This window comes from Larkinella rosea (genome assembly GCF_003858635.1).
GTDB lineage: Bacteria > Bacteroidota > Bacteroidia > Cytophagales > Spirosomataceae > Larkinella > Larkinella rosea.
Window position 1 is genome coordinate 261385 of record NZ_RQJO01000011.1, and the last position, 18343, is coordinate 279727.

Sequence of the window (18343 nt, forward strand, 5' to 3'; positions counted from 1 at the left end):
AAGGCTTTTTGAGCCTGTTGACCCTATAAAATGATCGTATCAACTGCCAATAGATCAAATTCAGGAATCAATCTCACCAATTGTGAATCGGAGCCGATTCACATTCCCGGTTATATCCAGGCCCACGGTTTTTTAGTGGCGATTACAGCGGACGATTTTGTCATTCGGTATGTCAGTGAAAATACGGGTGAGGTGGTAAACCGGTCGGTCGCCGACTGGCTGGGAAAACCGCTTGAAGCATTGTTCTCCGAAACCGATCTGCCAGCCGCGGATTTGGTCGCCATTCTGAACGTTGGAAAACGCGAAAATGCCTGGTCGCGAATGAATCCACACCGTTTTCGGCTGAATGGCAACGAATGGAATCTGGTTGTTCACCAGCACGATACCTTGATCATTCTGGAATGGGAACCGGCCATTTCAACCCAGGGAAATCTCGATCAGCAATTAGTGGCCGAAGCACTGACGGAGGTACAATCCAACCGCACGTTGTCGGAACTGATTCAAAATACGGCCCGGCGCGTGAAGCAGATCATTGGCTACGACCGCGTGATGGTGTACCGCTTCAGTTCCGACTGGCACGGCGAGGTGGTGGCTGAAGAAAAAGAACCGCATCTGGAACCATACCTGGGGTTGCATTATCCGGCCTCAGACATTCCGCGGCAGGCCCGGGAATTGTACAAAACCAATCTGGTGCGGATCATCGCCGATGTGGGCAGCACGCCGTCACCTATTTTTTCGATCGATGGCCAATCGAACGGTCAACCGCTGGATTTAACCCATTCAGTGTTGCGGGCGGTTTCGCCGATTCACATCGAATACCTGAAAAACATGGGCGTTCAGGCTTCCATGAGTATTTCGCTGCTCTATCGGGGAGAACTGTGGGGGCTGATTTCCTGCCACCATTCGACGCCGAAATTCGTTGACTTTCCGGCGCGGCAGGCGGCTAAGCTTGTGAGCCAGTTGTTGTCGTCGGCGCTCGAATTCCGGAAAAACGAGGAAGATCAATCGTTTCTGTTTCAAATTCAGCAGAACGAACAGACGCTCAATAGCCAGATTCTGAAAGACTGGGATGTGGTGGCAGGGTTGACCCAACACCCGATTACGGCTTTGAACATCACGAAAGCCACCGGTGCGGTTTTGGTGTTCGATAATACCTTCTATTCAATGGGGAGAATACCGGATGAATCCGCCATTGCCGGACTTGCCAACTGGCTGGGAACGGAGTCGTTCGAAACGGTTTTTGAAACCGACCGGCTGCCGGAACTGTACCCCCCGGCGGAAAGCTTTCGGGATATAGCTTCCGGGATACTGGCGATTGCGTTGTCGAAGGAATTGAACGAATACCTGATCTGGTTCAAACCAGAGCAGATTCGGGAGGTTACCTGGGCGGGAAATCCCGATAAACCCGTAACGGTTTCCGAAAATGGCCAGCCCTTTCTGCATCCGCGCAAGAGCTTTGAAGCCTGGTCGCAAACCGTCCGTAACACCTCGGAGCCCTGGAAAGATGCCGAGATTTCGGTCGCTATCAAGTTGCGGGAAGATGTGTTGCAGGTTGTCGCCCGTAAGGCAAACGAAGTCCGGCAATTGAATGAGCGGCTGCGGGTTGCCTACGAAGAGCTGGATGCGTTTAGCTACACGGTTTCGCACGATTTACGGACGCCCCTGTCGTCGATTCGCTGTTATTCCGAAATTATTATGGAAGAACAGGGAGCCAGTATGGACGACGATACGCGCGTCATGTTCCAGAAAATTCTGGATTCGACGGAGCGCATGCGATCATTGATTCGGCATATTTTGTATTATTCCCGGATGGGTCGTACGGAGCTGAATTTTCAGCCGCTCGATATGCGGAAAATACTGGATGTCATTCGCGACGAAATTATGGTGACGGAAAACAAGAAAAACCGGAACCTGCGAATCGAGTACGGCGCTATGCCATCGGTTTTTGGTGACCCTACGATGGTGAATCAGGTTTTTACGAACCTGATTTCGAATGCAGCTAAATACACCAAGCTGGCCAGCGAAGCCGTGGTGCGGGTGGACGGCCGGGAAACCGGCGATGAAGTAATTTATACCGTCACTGACAACGGTATTGGCTTCGACATGAAGCATGCTACCAAGATGTTCGATCTCTTTAAACGATTGGAAAATGCCGCCAGTTTTGAGGGAACCGGCGTTGGGCTGGCCATTGTTAAACGGATTATCAACCGACACAAAGGGAAAATCTGGTTTCACAGCGAGCCCCATCGTGAAACCGCGTTTTCTGTTTCATTTCCGAAAGAAAATCAGACCCCGTAAACTTGTACAACAATGTTAGATGTATTGTACGTTGAAGATAATCCGGATGATGCCGACGTTTTTAGTCGGGTGATGCGGAAGATGGAGAAAGGAATCTCCTACAAAGTGATCAATATCGGTTCCGAAGCGCTCGATTACCTCTCAGCGATGGGTAAGTACCAATCCGAAACCGCCCCGTTGCCCAAATTTCTCCTGCTCGATCTGGATCTGTCGGAATACAGCGGTTTTGAAATCATTGAAAAAGCCCGGTCGCTGGCCCGGACCAAGCTGTTGCCGATCGTGGTTTTCAGCACCTCCGATAACCCGCAGGATATTAGCCACTCGCTCGAGTTGGGTGCCAATGCATATGTGGTAAAACCGGGTAGTTATCTGTCGATTAACCAGTTGTTGCATCGGCTTTGTGATTTCTGGCTGATCGATAACAATGTAGTCAATAAACCATGACGTTAGCGGAACGATTGCGGAATGAAACCCGCGACTTGCACGAACAAACCGAAGAATTACTCTATACCGAACCGTTGAAAACCGGTACGTTGACGCCTGAGCAATACCGCCACCTGTTACAGGTGCATGCGGTTTTTCACCGCGAGCTGGAAGCGGCTATTGACCGGAATCCGGCGTTTTTTACGGAGTATAACCAAACCAATCGCCGGAAGTCACCCTGGCTGACAGCCGATCTGGCCGGGCTGAATGTTTCATTTCCAGACAGAGATTCGGATTTGTTTGCCAACTGGACCCCGATCGAGTTGCTCGGAGCGGCTTATGTCGGGGAAGGCTCGATGCTGGGTGGGAAAGTGGTTTTCCATCAGTTGCAGAAAAGCCCGGACTTGCAGCCCTTGCTACAGGATGCCCGGTTTTATCGGGGATATGGTGCGGAAGCGCTCGAAAAATGGAAAGGGTTTGGAGCCATTCTGGCGTCACAAAAAGAGGTTGACCATGACACGATCATTGAAGCTGCCCGCCGGACTTTTCTTGCTTATCACGCTGTTTTCAGACAAACAAAATCCCTGAATGAAGCCCTGGCTTAACCGGTTTGCCCATACACCGGTAAGAAAACTTTGAACGTTGCCCCCTGCCCGACCTGGCTGGTGACGTCGATGGCTCCTCCATGGATTTCGGACACTTTTTTGCAAATGGCCAGCCCAATGCCAGTGCCGCTGTAGGCCGATCGGCTTTCCAGCCGCTGAAACGGCTGGAAAATCCGGGACTTGTATTTTTCGTCAAAACCAATGCCGTTGTCGATTACCTCGATCAGTAAAAACAGTCGGTGGGCCTGGCTGCGTAATTCTTCCGGAAGTTCGCTGGATTCGGGGTAGCTGGCGTTGATCTGGATCAGCGGTTTTTGATCCCCTTTCTGGAATTTGATGGCATTCGCGACCAGATTCTGGAACAATTGCCGCAAGCGCAGCGGATTGCCGAGCAGATTGGGGAGAGCCGATACGCGAACCGTGGCTTTTTTCTCCGAAATAGACAATTCCAGATCACCCAGAACTTCTTTAATCAGCTTCGACAGGGAAATATTTTCAAATGGTTCGGTTTGGGTGGATAACCGCGAATACGTCAATAAATCGCGAACCAACACCTGCATGCGTTTGGCCGAGTTCTGAATCCGGCGAACAAGGTCTATTTCGCCATCCACCAGACTATCTGCAAACTGACTTTGCAATACGTCGCCAAACGCCTGCAATTTCCGCAACGGTTCCTGTAAATCGTGCGACGCGATGTAGGCAAACTGCTCCAGGTTTTCGTTGGAATTCTTGATCTGGTGGATCGTGGCTTCCAGTTGGTGCTGGGTCCGCTTGTTGTCGGTAATGTCCAGAAATGTCACCCGCAGTTCGTCGCCAAACCGGCTGGCTACCACCGTCAGCCAGCGATCCGTGCCGTCGTTGTTGTAATGATGTTCGAGTTGAAGCGGCTCATTGCCGGCGAAAGCCCGGCAGTAATGATCGAAGATTCCGTTGGTTTTGTATTTGGGAAACCACCGGCTGTGGAGTTGACCAATCAACGCTTTGGGCTCCTGATTGACGAATGCCGCCAGGGTCTGGTTGGCAATGGTGATGATGAAATCGGTAATTTCGCCCGTTTCCAGTACTGGTTTTAACAAATACAAAGCTGATTGAGAGCTGTCCATCAGCGCCCGCAATCGGGAAATTTCAATTCGTAATAAATCCGGTTTTGAATCCGGGGGTGGATTAGCCATTGTAAATGAATCAAATCAGCTGGACGGTGTCGCCGGTTAATCAACTAAGATAAGCGGTCAATTGTTGATTTTTTCGTCCCAACGACTAAAACTATTCTCTGGTCTTTTTCGACATGTAGTTTTCGTACGGCGTATTCTGGTATTTTTGCGGTAATGAATTCACGATAAACCCCTTCCCCGATGGCAACTCTTCCTGCTCTTTTTATCACTGACGAAAGTTTACCCTGGGAAGAAGTTGGCCCCGGCGTTCGGCGGAAAATTATGGCATACGATGCCAATCTGATGCTGGTGAAAGTGGCGTTTGAAGCGGGCGGTGTGGGTGCAATCCACCACCATTACCACACCCAGATGAGTTATGTGGAAAGCGGGCGGTTTGCCATCACGATTGCCGGCGAAACCCGCGAGCTGAAAACCGGTGACGTCTACCATTTGCCGCCGAATGTACCCCACGGTGCCGTGGCGCTGGAAGCCGGAATACTGGTGGATGTGTTTACACCCATGCGGGAGGATTTTGTGTAATTCACGAAATTACTACAATTCTGTCTAGTAATTCACTATTTTGAGACCGGATTTCACCACGGCCCTTCTCATGAATTACCGTTCCCGGGTACTCTCGTTTTTATTTGCGCTTTCCACCATTACCTACATCGACCGAACCTGCATTTCGCTGGTGGCATCGGACATCAAGAGTGATTTAAAGATCGGGAATGATCAGTGGGGCTGGATTCTGAGCGCTTTCGCGCTTTCCTACGCCCTTTTCGAACTCCCGACCGGAGCCCTGGGTGATCGGCTGGGCCCCCGGCGGGTGCTGACGCGGGTGGTCGGCTGGTGGTCGGCCTTTACGGCGCTCACCGGCACGGCCACGAGTTGGCTTTACCTGGTGGTGGTGCGGTTTTTGTTTGGCGCAGGCGAGGCCGGGGCCTATCCCAATGCGTCGATTGTGGTTTCCCGCTGGTTTCCGCACCAGGAAACCGGTCGGGCGCAGGCCTATATCTGGGCGGCTGGTCGGGTGGGCGGGATGCTGGCCCCCTGGCTGGTGGTGCCGGTGGCCACCCATTTCGGCTGGCGGGCATCTTTCTACGCCATGGGCTTGCTGGGCGTGGTCTGGGCGGTTTGCTGGTATGTCTGGTTTCGCGATTTTCCGAACGAAAAAAAGAACATTACCGCCGACGAACTCACCCATATTGAAGAAAACCGGCGGTTTCGGGTTTCCAGCCACCACATTCCCTGGCGGGCGGTTTTGCGCAGTCAGAACATGTGGGCCATTATGCTGATGTTCCATTTTTACATGTATGGCGCGTATTTCTTCACGGGCTGGCTGCCCACGTACCTCAAAGAAGGGCGACATTTCGATAAAGAACACATGCAGCTTTTTTCGACCCTGCCCTTTTTTCTGGGGGCCATCGGTTGTTTCACGGGCGGTTATTTGAGCGACTGGCTCTCCAAACGCTACGGGTTAAAAGTCGGTCGGCGGGTGGTGGGCATCGTGGGGTTAGGGCTTTCGTCAGCGATGATTCTGCTGTCGGCTTTGACGAAAGACAATCAAAACGCTGCGATCTTCCTGTCGATGGGGATGGGTTTCAAAGACTTAACACTCCCGGTTTCGTTTGCGGTTTGCAACGATGTCGGGCGCAGTCAGTCGGGCATGGTGTCGGGCGCGATGAATACCGTGGGGCAATTGGGAGCGGTTTTTCTGGGTGTGCTGTTTGGCTACATCGTCAACCTCACCGGCGATTTCAACCTCCCGCTATTCCTGATCGCATTTCTGCTGCTGTGCAGTTGCCTGCTCTGGCTCCGCATCGACCCCACGGAAGAAGTGGTTTTAGCATAACCCTGTCAGCGGTTGGGATCGGAGCGGTTTTAATAGCATACCTACAGGTAAAAACCGCCCCGATCAAAAAAATACCGCTGGAAGCAATACAAAAAAAGGCTTATGGTTGGCTTCCTTCCATTTCTTTACTTTCCTAATCGACTGACCATGGCAAGCCGTTGGCGGGTCGACCCATTTTTAGTCGTTTCATTTAGGTAACGTTGATAAAAGTGTGCTTTCGGTACCACAGTGTCCATGCCCAGCCAGCCAGCGTTGCGGCATAAAACGGATAAGCAAAGAAGGGCAAGGGTTGAGTCAATGCGGTCATAGAATGTCCGGTAAATATGAGGAAGGCAACGATCACAAATAGCAAGGCGGAGAGTATACCGGTGCCTCGTACAAACCAGGGAAATACGCGTTGAGAACTGATCACCGCGATGGATAAAGCCCACAAGCAGGTCCCCGTTCCAAACGCCGGAATACTTTCAGTTAAAGCCCCGGCGCAGCTGAAAAAGATAATACTTTCCGCAATGGCAAATACGAGAAACCCTGCGGCAACGATATCATTTCCTTTTCTAAAAAAGTATAGCGTTAGTAAGGCGGCAGCCAAAATAAGCCCGGAGCTATCAATCGCCCACAGCACATTTCGGACTACATCCGATGGCACGAAGGCTCCAATCATTCCTAATACACAACCCGTTAAAAGTCCCGTGGCTGCTATCGTGAGAATAGGTTCATGTTTCATAATTAGATTTGAGTTAGACGGTTGATTACCTTGTACCTTCCTTACTTTCCTTTCAGAATCTTGACGGTTTTTTGCTGGGTTGGCGTACTAACCCGCAACACCAGCACACCCGGTGCCTGCTGGAAAACCGGTAGCCGATGCCGTTCAACCGCACCGGCCTGCGGCACCTGTTGCTCACCGACACGGTGCCCGTGGATGTCCGTCAATTGCAGATGCAGCGGTTTTCCCTCAGCGCCCCGAATCTCTACCTCAACCTGATTCGAAACGGGGTTGCCCAGCACCATCACCTGCAGATTTTCAGCGGTTTCGGCCGATAACCGGGCTGGAGCGCACTGATACGCTTTGGGCGAACCTTTCAACTGAAAGGTCGATCCCAACACGCGGGCCAATACCAGTGTGCCGTTGGTGACACTGCTCGGTGGTGTGAAATTGTAGGCATGGGCGCCGTTGCCTTTCCCGGCATCCTTCAGATCGACCCGGTAAATATTCGCCACCGTACTGCCCAAAACCGTTATGTTTCCCGGACTGGGTTCGAGGTAAAATTCGACCGTGAGCGGGGTGTTGGGTTTATTCCGATCCCAGACCCAGCCGCGAATACCTCCGCAATCGAGTTTATCCAGATACCCTTCAAAACTGCCCGTAACGACGGTTTCGGCCGGATTCACCGTCAGGTTGAAGCCCACGCTGTTTATCGCTCCTTTGTCATCTCTCGCCGAGTAGGTTAGCAGGAAGGTTCCCGCAATCTCGGTTTTCCCGCTAAGCTGCCGGGTACCACTGGTGAAGGTCAGCCCACTGGGCAGGCCTGCCAGCGCATGGCTCAGGGTGCCGTTTTCAGGATCAGTGAAAGTTGGCAAGGTCGTGGTAAAATTCACCCCTTGCTGGATGGTTAACGGCGTCATTGTGGGAGCGACCGGCGGTTTATTCTGTGACGACGGAGGAATGCCATTCTGACACCGAATGGTTTTAGGACCGTCCTTGAGGGTAAACCCGTTACCAGCCACATAGGCCGAGAGGGTATGTACTTCGCCATCTTTCAGCTCGTCCGGGATGTTCCACCGAAACGCATGAATCCCGTTACCCTTGCCGCCGTCTTTCAAATCCTGCCGAAACTCGTTGGCCAGAATCGTACCCTTGCTTTCGGAATCCACCAGAATTTCGACCAAAATGGCGGTATTGGGTTTGTTGCGATCCCAGGCCCAACCCCGGAAGCTGGTGCAATCCCCTCCATAAATGAACCCATCGAAGGAACCGGTGACGGTCGGCGCGGTGACTACCACCGTGGCACTGGCGGGATCACTGACACAACCACTGACGTTGCAAGTAGCCTGATAGACGAACGTGCCGGGGTCCGTGGTCAGCACCGCAATGGCTCCGGTTCCCGACGAGCCGCCCGGTCCGTTCCAGCTGAGGGTTCCGGCACAATTGCTGGCGGTAAGAACGATCGTTGGTGCTCCCTGTGTAACGGTCGTGCTGGTCAGATTGGGGGGCGCAGCAGCATTGCCGGTTACGGTGACACTGCTGGTGGCGGTGCAACCCGAGCTGAGATTGGTGACCGTCACTGTAAAGGTCCTGGGGATACTGGTGAGCAGGGTGGCACTCGTGGGATTGGTCGTGGTACTGCTCAGGGTGGCTCCGGCCGGGGCGGCCCAGCTATAGCTCAGGTTGCTGCCGCCCGTTACCGTGGCCGACAGACTCACCGATTGCCCGAGGCAGACGCTGGCGGAAGAAGCCAGGGTTGACACCGTGATGCGCTCCGCCGGTTCTGCCTGAAACTCGTAGGCACCGATATCGACCCGGTTTCCGTAGATACGGAGATTACCGGCCAGATCCGTCTGGGGCAGGGCGGTGACGCTATAGGGCCCGGAGACCGCCGTAGCACTGGTGGGATCACCGGCATTGATGGCCGCGGAACAGTTGGTGAGTTGGAGGTTATCCGCACTGACAAAGGGCGAGGTAGTGGTGGTCAGGTTGTTTGAGCCCGTATAATAGGTTACCTCAGGTTCGAACAGGCAATAGCTGGCCGTTATTGCAGAACCTTGGACATGATATAGCGTATAACTTCCATTGTTCCAGAAGAGGCAATTGACAAGACTGCAATTACTGGAACTTCTCTTATAAATACCCCCTCCCAGACCGGTATTTAACGTAAAGCTACAATTGGTTAGCAGTGGATTACCATCCACGGTAGTATACATTCCCCCGCCATCCCTTGCTGTATTTGACGTAAAACGACAATTGACCAGGACAGGACTGGAATAAATACAATACATTCCCCCTCCCTGATCGGCAGAATTCGACGTGAAGCTACAATGGGTCAGACTGGGACTGCCTAATAAATTATGCACTCCCCCTCCCTCATCGGCAGTATTTGACGTAAAGCTACAGTTGGTCAGAATGGGATTCGATGAACGATTAAACATTCCCCCCCCTCCCTCATCGGCAGTATTTGACGTAAAGCTACAGTTGGTCAGAATGGGACTGGAAGTAATATTAAACATTCCCCCACCAATAATCGCGGAATTTGACGTAAAGCTACAGTTGGTCAGAATGGGATTGGAGCTATTATTAACCATTCCCCCACCGATACTCCTGGAATCGAGCGTATTATCATAATTGGCATTCCCTCCCGTAATCACAAATCCATCCAAAATACCTGTACTGGTGATGCTTGAGTTGGATATGACGTGGTAACTGTTGTCGGCCGGGTCGCCCACCGTCCCAATATCGCCACTCAGGGTGGTGCTGGAAGGAGTGGTCAGGTTGATTGGGGGCCGCTCGCTGCGGTTGGCTTCGGTTCCCACAAAACCGCCGTAAATGGCCACGTTGTTCTTCATTCGGAAGTAAATTTCGCGGTCGGTTCCGGTGGTGGGTTTGTAGGTTCCTCCGGCTACCCAAACCTCACCGCCCGCCGTGAGCGAGTTGATGGCGCCCTGCAAATCAGACGTGGCGGTGGCCCAACTGGTGGCCGTCGCCGGATTGCCGTTGGTGCCGGTTGTCGACACAAACCGGGTGGTCTGGGCGGAGGCTGCCCCGGATAAAACGAGGAGACATTCCAGCCAAAAAAACCGGGTACGCAATGCCCCGACCGCAGCAGTCGGAAAGAGGGAAGTAAAACGTTTTTTCATAGGACATGAATCGATTATGAACAAAAAATGAAAACCGCCGGGGCATCAGTGCGCGGATGGGCGGGCGGTTTTTGCGGGGTGTTAATTCGGCAACTTGTAGCCGAGCATACTGCCCACAAACGCCAGAAACCGCATGAGCCCGTGGGGTGGGTTGACTGATTTGATTTCTTTTTCGTGGGCCACAAACAGCATCGAAATCCGGATCAACGAGCCAAAATTCTTCGGGGGTAGCGTCATTTTTCCGCTGGCAATCAGCGTGTGCATCCGCCGGAAAAACCGCTCGAAACCCAGCGCGGGCTTGTGGATATTGATGAGCCGAACCGCTTCGGCGTGTGAATTTTTGAGCGTATGCGGTACGCCCGCCGGAACGGTTGCGGTTTCGCCCGGTTTGACCAGCCGCCACTGGCCGTCGATCCAGAAGTCCAGCGTGCCTTCCAGCACCTGGTAGCTTTCCTCGGCATGGGGATGAATGTGCTGCGGAGGTCCCTCCAAACCGGGTGCCAGCACATTGATAGCTTCAAAAAAGGCACCGTTGGTGTCTTTGGTATCTTTGGTAATCTGCCACCACATCCCGGCGGCTGCAAAATCGAGAATCCGATTCGAATCGGTCTTTTCTACTTCTTTCATTGTCACGTTTTTTAATTGTAAAAGCGCGTCAGGAACCCGTAACCGCCCCGCCTTTCACCCCCCAACCCCCTAAAGGGGGCTTTTAAATCCGGATGTTCAAGCCCCCTTTAGGGGGTTGGGGGGGAAAGGCAGTAGCATGTAACAGTCCTGGAGCGACCCGGTTTTAGGGTCTTGCGCTGCGATACAAGAATACGTGAGCCATCGTACAACGAAGGTGGACTATTGTTCGAAAAGGTGGACTATTGTTTAAATCGGATCAGAATGGCGGTATTGGCCGGGCGAAATGCCGAATTCTTCGGAGAATACGCGGCTGAAATACGAGGATGCGTTTCCCAAATTAAGTGTGGATTTGTTGTGAATACCTTCGGGCAAAAACCGCTCGTTACGCCGGCAACCTGACCACCATTTCGGTGCCATCACCCGTCTGCGTTTCCACTTCCAGGCTTCCTCCGTGTCCATTGGTGATAATGTCATAACTCATAGATAGGCCAAGACCGGTTCCCTGCCCGGTCGGCTTCGTCGTAAAGAAAGGTTGAAAGATTTTGGCTTTCACCGATTCCGGAATGCCGGTACCATTATCTTTTACCCGGATTTCGACCTTCCCTTGGCTGCGCTGGGTACTCACCGTCACTTTAGGCCGATACCCTTCTGGTGCCGTTTTCTGCCGCTCCGCAACGGCGTAAAAAGCATTATTGTACAGGTTTAGCAACACCCGGCCCATGTCCTGGGGAACCAGTTCGATGGGGGATAGATTCGCATCAAAGTTGGTCACCAGCTGGGCATTGAAGTCTTTATCCTTCGCCCGAAGCCCGTGATAGGCCAGTTTCAGGTATTCATTCGTCAACGCGTTAAGGTCCGTAACTTGCCGTTCCCCGGTGCTGCTTCGACTGTGCTCCAGCATGCCTTTGACAATCGAATCCGCCCGTTTGCCATGGTGGTTGATTTTTTGCAGGTTCATGGTTAAATCGTCGGCGATCGCCAGCACATCCTCCAGTCGACCCGCTGAAGCTTCTTCTTTTAGTTCCTGCACCAACTCCCCGCTTATCTCCGAGAAGTTATTGACGAAGTTCAGGGGGTTCTGAATTTCGTGAGCAATTCCGGCCGTGAGTTCTCCCAGGGAAGCCATCTTTTCCTTCTGGATCAGTTGAGCCTGCGTCGTCTGGAGTTCCCCCAGCGCCTGCTCTGCTTTGCTACGCTGTTGATCAAGTTCGGTTTTTTGACGAGTTAGCAATTGATTGCTACGTCGTTGACGTTGGTTGGTTCGCCAAAGTAACCCGGCCACCAGCAGCACCACGGCGACCAGCCCCGTTAGCCCATACAGACGGATGCGGTTTTGATAGGATGCCTCCAGAGCAACCTGTTCCTGTTGACGCTGCTGTTCCTCAAAGCCAAGCGTGAGGAGTTGTTTGATTTTTTCCTGACTGAAGAGGCTGTCTTTAGCCGCTACGGCTACTTTGAAATAGCGCAGCGCCTGCGTATTGTTGCGCCCTTCGTAGAGCTTCGTCATCAGTTTGCTGGCGGATAGAATGCCATCGAGGTAATTCGTTTGCTGTCCGGCTGCGAGTGCCCGGCGGGCATTGACGATGCTGGAGTCGATAGCGCCGGTTGCCTGGTATAAGGAGGCAATGCTCAAATAAATATCCGCCAAAGTAACCGTCGAATTACTTTGCTGGGCAGCCACCAGAGCCCGGCGGTAATACGAAAGGGCCGTGGTGGTGTCGTGACGCTTTAGGTGTAAATCGCCCAATAGGTAGAGGTTATGATCCAGAACGATTCGGCCTTTTTCCTGTTCAGTCAACGGTGTGGCCTTTTTTAAGTAATAGTCGGCCGAATCCAACTGATTGAGCAGCAGGTAAGTTTCTCCCAGATTGCAATACAGAATAGCATAAGTCCGGACGTCTCTTTGTGTATCTTTCCGGTGCACCTGGTCAAAGACTTGTTGCGCTTCCTGAGACAGACTGAGCACGCGCTTGTAGTCCTTCTGCGCCTGATAGGGAGAAGCCATGTTGTTGAGTACGGAGGAAATGGCCGGCAGATCGTGAATGGATCGGCTAATCTGAAGCGATTGCTGAAAAAAGCGAATGGCTTTCGGATAATCTCCCAGGTTGGAAAGACTGCTGCCCATCAAATTAAGTCCCCGGGCCTGACCGGGTTTATCGTCCAATTGCTGCGCAAGCCGATACGCCTGTTGCGCGAGTCGATAGGAGGTGTCGGGTTTGATGTCGAGATAAAGATGCCCCAGCCGGTTCAGCCGACGCACCCGATTGGTATCCGCGCGTTGCTGGATCAATTGTCGTTTCAAACTGTCTATCTCGGGTGACTGGGCGCAGGCCATCCAATTACTTCCCCACAATAGGGAAACCAAAGCGAGTAGGGCGGGGTGTAGCGAACGATTCATACGAAGTTAAATGGACAAGGGACATTGGCCCGGTTAAGGGGCAAGTTCATTGCCAGCTTGGTTAGGGGTTCAACGAACCTGAGCTTTTCGCTCCTAATCAACGGGTACCTATGATTGGGTGCATTTGCAAGTGTCCCAGCAGATTTATTGAGATCGGTTTGCATCAGCCGCCTGGCGGTTTCGGTACTGGAATGACCTATGTCTTAGTTCCTTGAATGACTGGAAAAAAAGGTAACAGGTATTTTGCTGCTGCGATTAAACCGTCAATGCAGGAAAGCATGAGCAAACGACAAGGTACAGGCATATACGTTGAGCCGGTCTGAGTTTGATAGGGGTTGTCAGATTTTCATCCCAAATGACAACTGAAGGATCGATTAAGGACGAAAAATGAAAACCGCACCGGGTGCCAGCACATTGATGGCTTCAAAAAAAGCCCCGTTGGTGTCTTTGGTAATCTGCCACCACATCCCGGCGGCTGCAAAATCGAGAATCCGATTCGAATCGGTCTTTTCTACTTCTTTCATTGTCACGTTTTTTTAATTGTAAAAGCGCGTCAGGAACCCGTAACCGCCCCGCCTTTCACCCCCAAACCCCCTAAAGAGGGCTTTTAAATCCGGATGTTAAAGCCCCCTTTAGGGGGTTTGGGGGTGAAAGGCGGTAGCACGTAATAGTCCTGGGGCGACCCGGTTTTAGGGCCTCTGTGCAGCGACACAAGATTACGGGAGCCGTCGGAAGACGAGGTGGACTATTGTTCGAAAAGGTGGACTATTGTTTAAATCGGATCAGAATGGCGGTATTGGCCGGGCGAAACGCCGAATTCTTCGGAGAACACGCGGCTGAAATACTTGGCATCTTCAAAACCGACGGCGTAGCCGACTTCGGCAATGTTGAGGTCGGAGGAGGTCAGGAGTTCCTTGGCTTTGTTCAATCGGAGTGCCCGAATATACCGGGTCGTAGACAGGCCGGTGAGGGCCACCAGCTTGAGGTGCAGGGTGGAGCGGCTCATGCGCAGGCGCTGGCAGATTTCGTCAATGGACAGGTCGGTTCGGTCCAGTTGTTCCTCTACGGCCGCCCGTAATTTTTGCAGAAAGACCGCTTCGAGGGAAGCGGTTTCTTCCGGTGCCGACGGGCCGGTTTTCAGCGCCAGCTGGCTGTAATGAGCCTGCAGGACGCGCCGGGACTGGAGCAGATTCTGGAGCACGATCAGCAGTTCGTCCCGCTGAAACGGTTTGGTGAGGTAGGCATCCGCCCCGCGCCGGAGACCGCTGAGCCGGTCGCTGACGGCGGCCCGGGCCGTCAGTAACACGATCGGAATGTGGCTGGTGCGCGAATCGTTCTTCAATTCATCAACCAATTGAAAACCGTCTTTCTGCGGCCCGGCCTGGACGGGCATCATGACATCGCTCAGAATCAGGTCCGGGATTTTCTCGAATGCCTGATTGATGCCCGCCTGACCGTTTTCGGCCCGCAGAAGGTAGTAGGTTTCGCCCAGACAGGATCGGATGTAGGCGGCCACATCCTCGTTGTCTTCCACCAGCAGCAGCACCGGTTTTTCCCCCGCCGGTTCGGACGTAATTTCCAATTGATCGCGGTTGATGATCGCCGGTTGGGCCGACGGTAGTTCCGCCAGCGGAGCCTGGTGAGTCCGGCGGAACTGGACAATAAATTCGGTTCCCTGCCCGGGCCTGCTGCGAACCGCCAGTCCGCCGTTCATCAGCCCGACCAATTCCTGCACCAGCGACAGTCCGATACCGGTTCCGCCCGTTTCGGAAACCGGCATCGGGCTGTCCACCTGAAAAAACCGGTTGAAAATCCGGGGCATTTGCTCCGTTTCTATGCCAGGCCCTGAATCGCGGACGCTGAGGAAAATCCAGGAATCATTCTTATGAAGTGTCGGCGAAACCGCTTCGTAATAAGTTAGGTTGTCAGCATACTCCCGGTTTTTCTGTGTCGTCAGCCGGAACTCAATCCGACCACCCGCCGAGGTGAATTTTAGCGCATTCGATAACAGATTGGAAAGAATATCCTGCAGTTTATCCGGATCAAAATCCGTTTCCAGCGTCTCAACATCCGACTGAACGTGCAATTGACTATTCTTCTGAGCGGCCAGGGAATGAAACGGCTCAGCGACATACTGGCAGAACCGGACCAGATCGGCCCGGATGGGTTGCAGCCTCATTTCACCGGCTTCCAGTTTGGACAGGTCCAGAATCTGATTGATCAGGCGCAGCAAATTGGTGCCGTTCCGTTCAATCAGGTCCATTTCCCGCCGACCGGTTTCTTCCGATTGCTTTCGTTTCAGCTCCGAGGTCATGCCTAGAATAACCGTCAGCGGAGTCCGGAATTCGTGCGAAATATTGGCAAAAAACCGGGATTTGGTTTCGTTAAGTCGTTGCAGCATCCCGGCCTGTTGTTCAATCACGCCCTTATCCTGTTCAATCTGGGCGGTCGCCAGCCGGATTTCGTTCTGGAGCCGTTTCTGTTCCTGCTCGTGATTCCAGATTCGCCACCGAAGCCAGCCCCTGATTCCGGTAATCAGCAGTAAAACCGTCAGGATTATGAACCAGATTTGTAGGTAAAAAGGACGGAGAACCTCGATCGGAATCGTCAGTGTATTGGCCGACCACTGTCCGTTGGATGCCTGCCCTTTGATCAACAACTGATACGTGCCATAGGGTAGGTTTCCGAGCCGCAGCGACGACTCCGCCTGGTGCGTCCAGGCATTATCCAGACCCTTAAACTGATAGGTATAGACGTTTTTTTCGGCATCGGCAAAATTCAGCATCGCAAAATCGAGTACGGCAGTCTGGTCACCGGGTCGGAGGGTGATTTGGTGAGTTTGGTTCAAATCAGCGGTTTTGTCAACGATCTGGTTGATGTTCTGGTCAAACTGCCGAAAGGAAACAACCCGTAATGGCAGCAGAATGGGCGGTTTTTCGACTTCAAAATCCCGGGGATCGAATGCGGTAATGCCATTGAGGCCGCCGAAATAAATCCGTCCGGTTTTATCCTGGAAATGCGAAATCCGGTTGAATTCATTGTGGGTAATACCATCCTGCACAAAATACGTCCGGGCAGTTTGCCGAACGGTATCAAACCGCATAATTCCGTAGTCGCTGCTCATCCACAGATTGCCCCGCCGGTCGGGGTAAACCGCATAGATATTATCGTTCGATAAACCTTCCGAACGTCGGAACTGACGAAAGTGATTGTTCCGCCGATCCCAGCGGATCAGGCCAGCATTGGCCGTTGCCAGCCAGTAAATGCCTTTCGCATCCTGGTAGAAATGCTGGAAATTATCGGCGGGCAGGTAAAAACCGCCTTTGCCGCCACTCCAGTAGCGGGCCGTGATGCCTTTGGCGGGGTCAACCACGTACAAGCCCGCGTTGGAACCCAGCCAGATGGTACCCTGCCGGTCGGCAGCGATGTGGAGCACATGAGCCTGAGCGAGTTCGGGGAATTGGTTGTATTGGGTGAAGGCGGTGAGCTGCCCGCTTGTTGCCTGAACGAACCAGAGGCCCGTCCGTCCGCCCGCAATCCATTGGCCGTTCCGATACGGAGCCAATGTCCAGACCGATGCATTGGTCGGGAATTCAGGTACTGCGTTTGGGTCGGATACCGGCTTCCGGATTGTGTTGAACGGTAACTTTGACAAGGTGTAGGTATGAGTCCGCAGGTCATAAAAAACCAACTGCCCTTTGATGCCGGCAATCAGTTTCCCCGCTCCATTATCAACTAAGCCCGTCATCCCGGCAAAAGTGGGTTGCCCGTACAAACTCCTGGTCGATCCCCCCGTCAGCGTAGTCGAAAAGAGGCCAAATTTTTCGAGATTCGCGTAAACCTGATCCCCCCTTGTCGTAATACCGCGGATGGCAGCTACGTTGTCGCCCGAATTGGATTCGTCGTAGAATAACCGGCGAAAGTGATTTTGGGTCACCTTCACTTGGTAAACACCAAAACTGGTGCCCAACCACAGCCAGCCATTCTGGTCGCAGAAGAAACTTCGGTTGGTAACGGCCTCGCCCGACAGCTGGCTTGTAACATCCAGAACAACGCCTTTGGCTGGATGCCACAACCGGGACCCGTCCCAGATTAATCCGGTACGGTCAAACGGGTAATAAACCGGGAACAGAAACTTCGATTGGGGTTGCTGAACGGAACGGGGCAACAGATGCTGGTTTCCCAACTCGTCGACGCTATAATAGTGGTCTACCTGATTCTTATCGCCCGGATCGATGGCCGCTGCGGGAACAAAATAGACAAATTCGACGCCGGCATTGCGTTGTCCGAAACAAGGAGCCAGGGCGCTTTCCGGCTGTTGAATCCGGTGCAGAATGCGACCATCCGTGGCCACTTCAATCAACTGGTTCGCATCGGCTACGGCCCAAACCGTATTGTGGGCGGTCACCCGAAAGACCGATAGCTTTTTAAACTGGGGCAAAGGCACGAGACGAAGCCCCGAATCCGGGCTGTAGGAACCCAGAATGGCGGGTTGGCAGTTGGAAAAAAAGATCGTACCGTTGGCGCTCCCCAACACGCGTTGGGGGACATCCAGGCAACTGGTCGATAGGTACGTATTGAACTTTTTTTCGAACGAAACCGCCGTACCCGTCAGGGGGTTGAAGAGGGTCATCCGGGCCTGTCCATGAGCCCCCATCAGCCACAGCAAACCGTCGGCATCCTGCGCAATCGACTGAATGTCATCAAAATCAAGGCCGTTGCGTTCTTTTGTAAACGTGGTGAAGGTTTTGCCATCGAAGCGGTTGAGACCGAACTTGGTGCCGAACCACATCATCCCCTGCCGATCCTGAAAAATCGCATTCACCTCCCGGTGCGACAGTCCATTTTCGGGGCCGTAGTGTTTCACCGAAGCCGCAAATTGCTGGGCATTAGCCAGGATGCTGCAACAAAAAAACAGTCCCGTTAGAAGGAGTACGGTTTTCACGGTGGGTGTTGTCAAAGCCCGCAAAGAGAAATCGATTTTCTGAACCAGAAATTAACCGGAGGTTCTGCTCTGACCACCAAATATACTTTTTAATTGAATGAAGAGACTTGCGTAGTTTTAATTATAAATGTAAACCGGGTCGCCGGAGCGATGATGAATGTTAAATATAAAAGTATTTCCTAAGGCGTCACTTTT

13 protein-coding genes are annotated in these 18343 nt (G+C 52.8%); 5 read left to right on the plus strand and 8 right to left on the minus strand.

Annotated features, from left to right (window positions below; translation table 11 throughout):
• Positions 1-30: 30 nt before the first annotated feature.
• The 3 genes from EHT25_RS25185 to EHT25_RS25195 are packed head-to-tail and all read left to right on the plus strand — an operon-like array spanning position 31 to position 3326.
• A complete protein-coding gene (locus tag EHT25_RS25185; protein WP_124877956.1) occupies positions 31-2298 on the plus strand; it encodes an ATP-binding protein in 2268 nt (755 codons plus the stop codon).
• A 12-nt stretch (positions 2299-2310) separates the two neighbouring features.
• Positions 2311-2742 carry a response regulator gene (locus tag EHT25_RS25190; RefSeq protein ID WP_124877957.1) on the plus strand — a complete coding sequence of 144 codons (432 nt, stop codon included), beginning with the start codon at positions 2311-2313 and terminating at the stop codon, positions 2740-2742.
• A complete protein-coding gene (locus tag EHT25_RS25195; protein WP_124877958.1) occupies positions 2739-3326 on the plus strand; it encodes a biliverdin-producing heme oxygenase in 588 nt (195 codons plus the stop codon). Before EHT25_RS25190 ends, EHT25_RS25195 begins: the two co-directional genes overlap by 4 nt.
• Here EHT25_RS25195 and EHT25_RS25200 read toward each other — a convergent pair.
• Positions 3323-4498 carry a sensor histidine kinase gene (locus EHT25_RS25200; RefSeq protein ID WP_124877959.1) on the minus strand — a complete coding sequence of 392 codons (1176 nt, stop codon included), beginning with the start codon at positions 4496-4498 and terminating at the stop codon, positions 3323-3325. The genes EHT25_RS25195 and EHT25_RS25200 overlap by 4 nt on opposite strands.
• Before the next feature lie 180 nt (positions 4499-4678).
• Here EHT25_RS25200 and EHT25_RS25205 point away from each other — a divergent pair, with 180 nt between their 5' ends.
• Together EHT25_RS25205 and EHT25_RS25210 are read left to right on the plus strand one after the other, a co-directional pair.
• Positions 4679-5017 (plus strand): cupin domain-containing protein, encoded by a 339-nt coding sequence (locus EHT25_RS25205; protein ID WP_124877960.1) that lies wholly within the window; start codon positions 4679-4681, stop codon positions 5015-5017.
• Between the two features lie 70 nt (positions 5018-5087).
• On the plus strand, positions 5088-6329 hold the full coding sequence (locus tag EHT25_RS25210; protein WP_124877961.1) for an MFS transporter: 1242 nt from the start codon (positions 5088-5090) through the stop codon (positions 6327-6329).
• Between the two features lie 190 nt (positions 6330-6519).
• Here EHT25_RS25210 and EHT25_RS25215 read toward each other — a convergent pair whose 3' ends face one another.
• The 7 genes from EHT25_RS25215 to EHT25_RS25240 all read right to left on the minus strand — a co-directional run bounded on the left by EHT25_RS25215 (position 6520) and on the right by EHT25_RS25240 (position 18148).
• Complete coding sequence (locus EHT25_RS25215; protein ID WP_124877962.1) at positions 6520-7053, minus strand: hypothetical protein; 534 nt, start codon at positions 7051-7053, stop codon at positions 6520-6522.
• 41 nt (positions 7054-7094) lie between these two features.
• Positions 7095-10178, minus strand: coding sequence for a right-handed parallel beta-helix repeat-containing protein (locus tag EHT25_RS25220; RefSeq protein WP_124877963.1), 3084 nt, complete (start codon positions 10176-10178; stop codon positions 7095-7097).
• Between the two features lie 81 nt (positions 10179-10259).
• Positions 10260-10805, minus strand: coding sequence for a cupin domain-containing protein (locus EHT25_RS25225; protein ID WP_124877964.1), 546 nt, complete (start codon positions 10803-10805; stop codon positions 10260-10262).
• A gap of 246 nt (positions 10806-11051) precedes the next feature.
• Positions 11052-11279 (minus strand): helix-turn-helix transcriptional regulator, encoded by a 228-nt coding sequence (locus EHT25_RS33510; protein WP_124877965.1) that lies wholly within the window; start codon positions 11277-11279, stop codon positions 11052-11054.
• Positions 11188-13203, minus strand: coding sequence for a tetratricopeptide repeat-containing sensor histidine kinase (locus tag EHT25_RS25235; protein ID WP_124877966.1), 2016 nt, complete (start codon positions 13201-13203; stop codon positions 11188-11190). Before EHT25_RS25235 ends, EHT25_RS33510 begins: the two co-directional genes overlap by 92 nt.
• 374 nt (positions 13204-13577) lie before the next feature.
• Entirely contained in the window at positions 13578-13727 is a 150-nt protein-coding gene (locus EHT25_RS32795; protein ID WP_185731486.1) for a hypothetical protein, read from the minus strand.
• Between the two features lie 248 nt (positions 13728-13975).
• Entirely contained in the window at positions 13976-18148 is a 4173-nt protein-coding gene (locus tag EHT25_RS25240; RefSeq protein ID WP_185731487.1) for a hybrid sensor histidine kinase/response regulator transcription factor, read from the minus strand.
• Between the last annotated feature and the right edge of the window lie 195 nt (positions 18149-18343).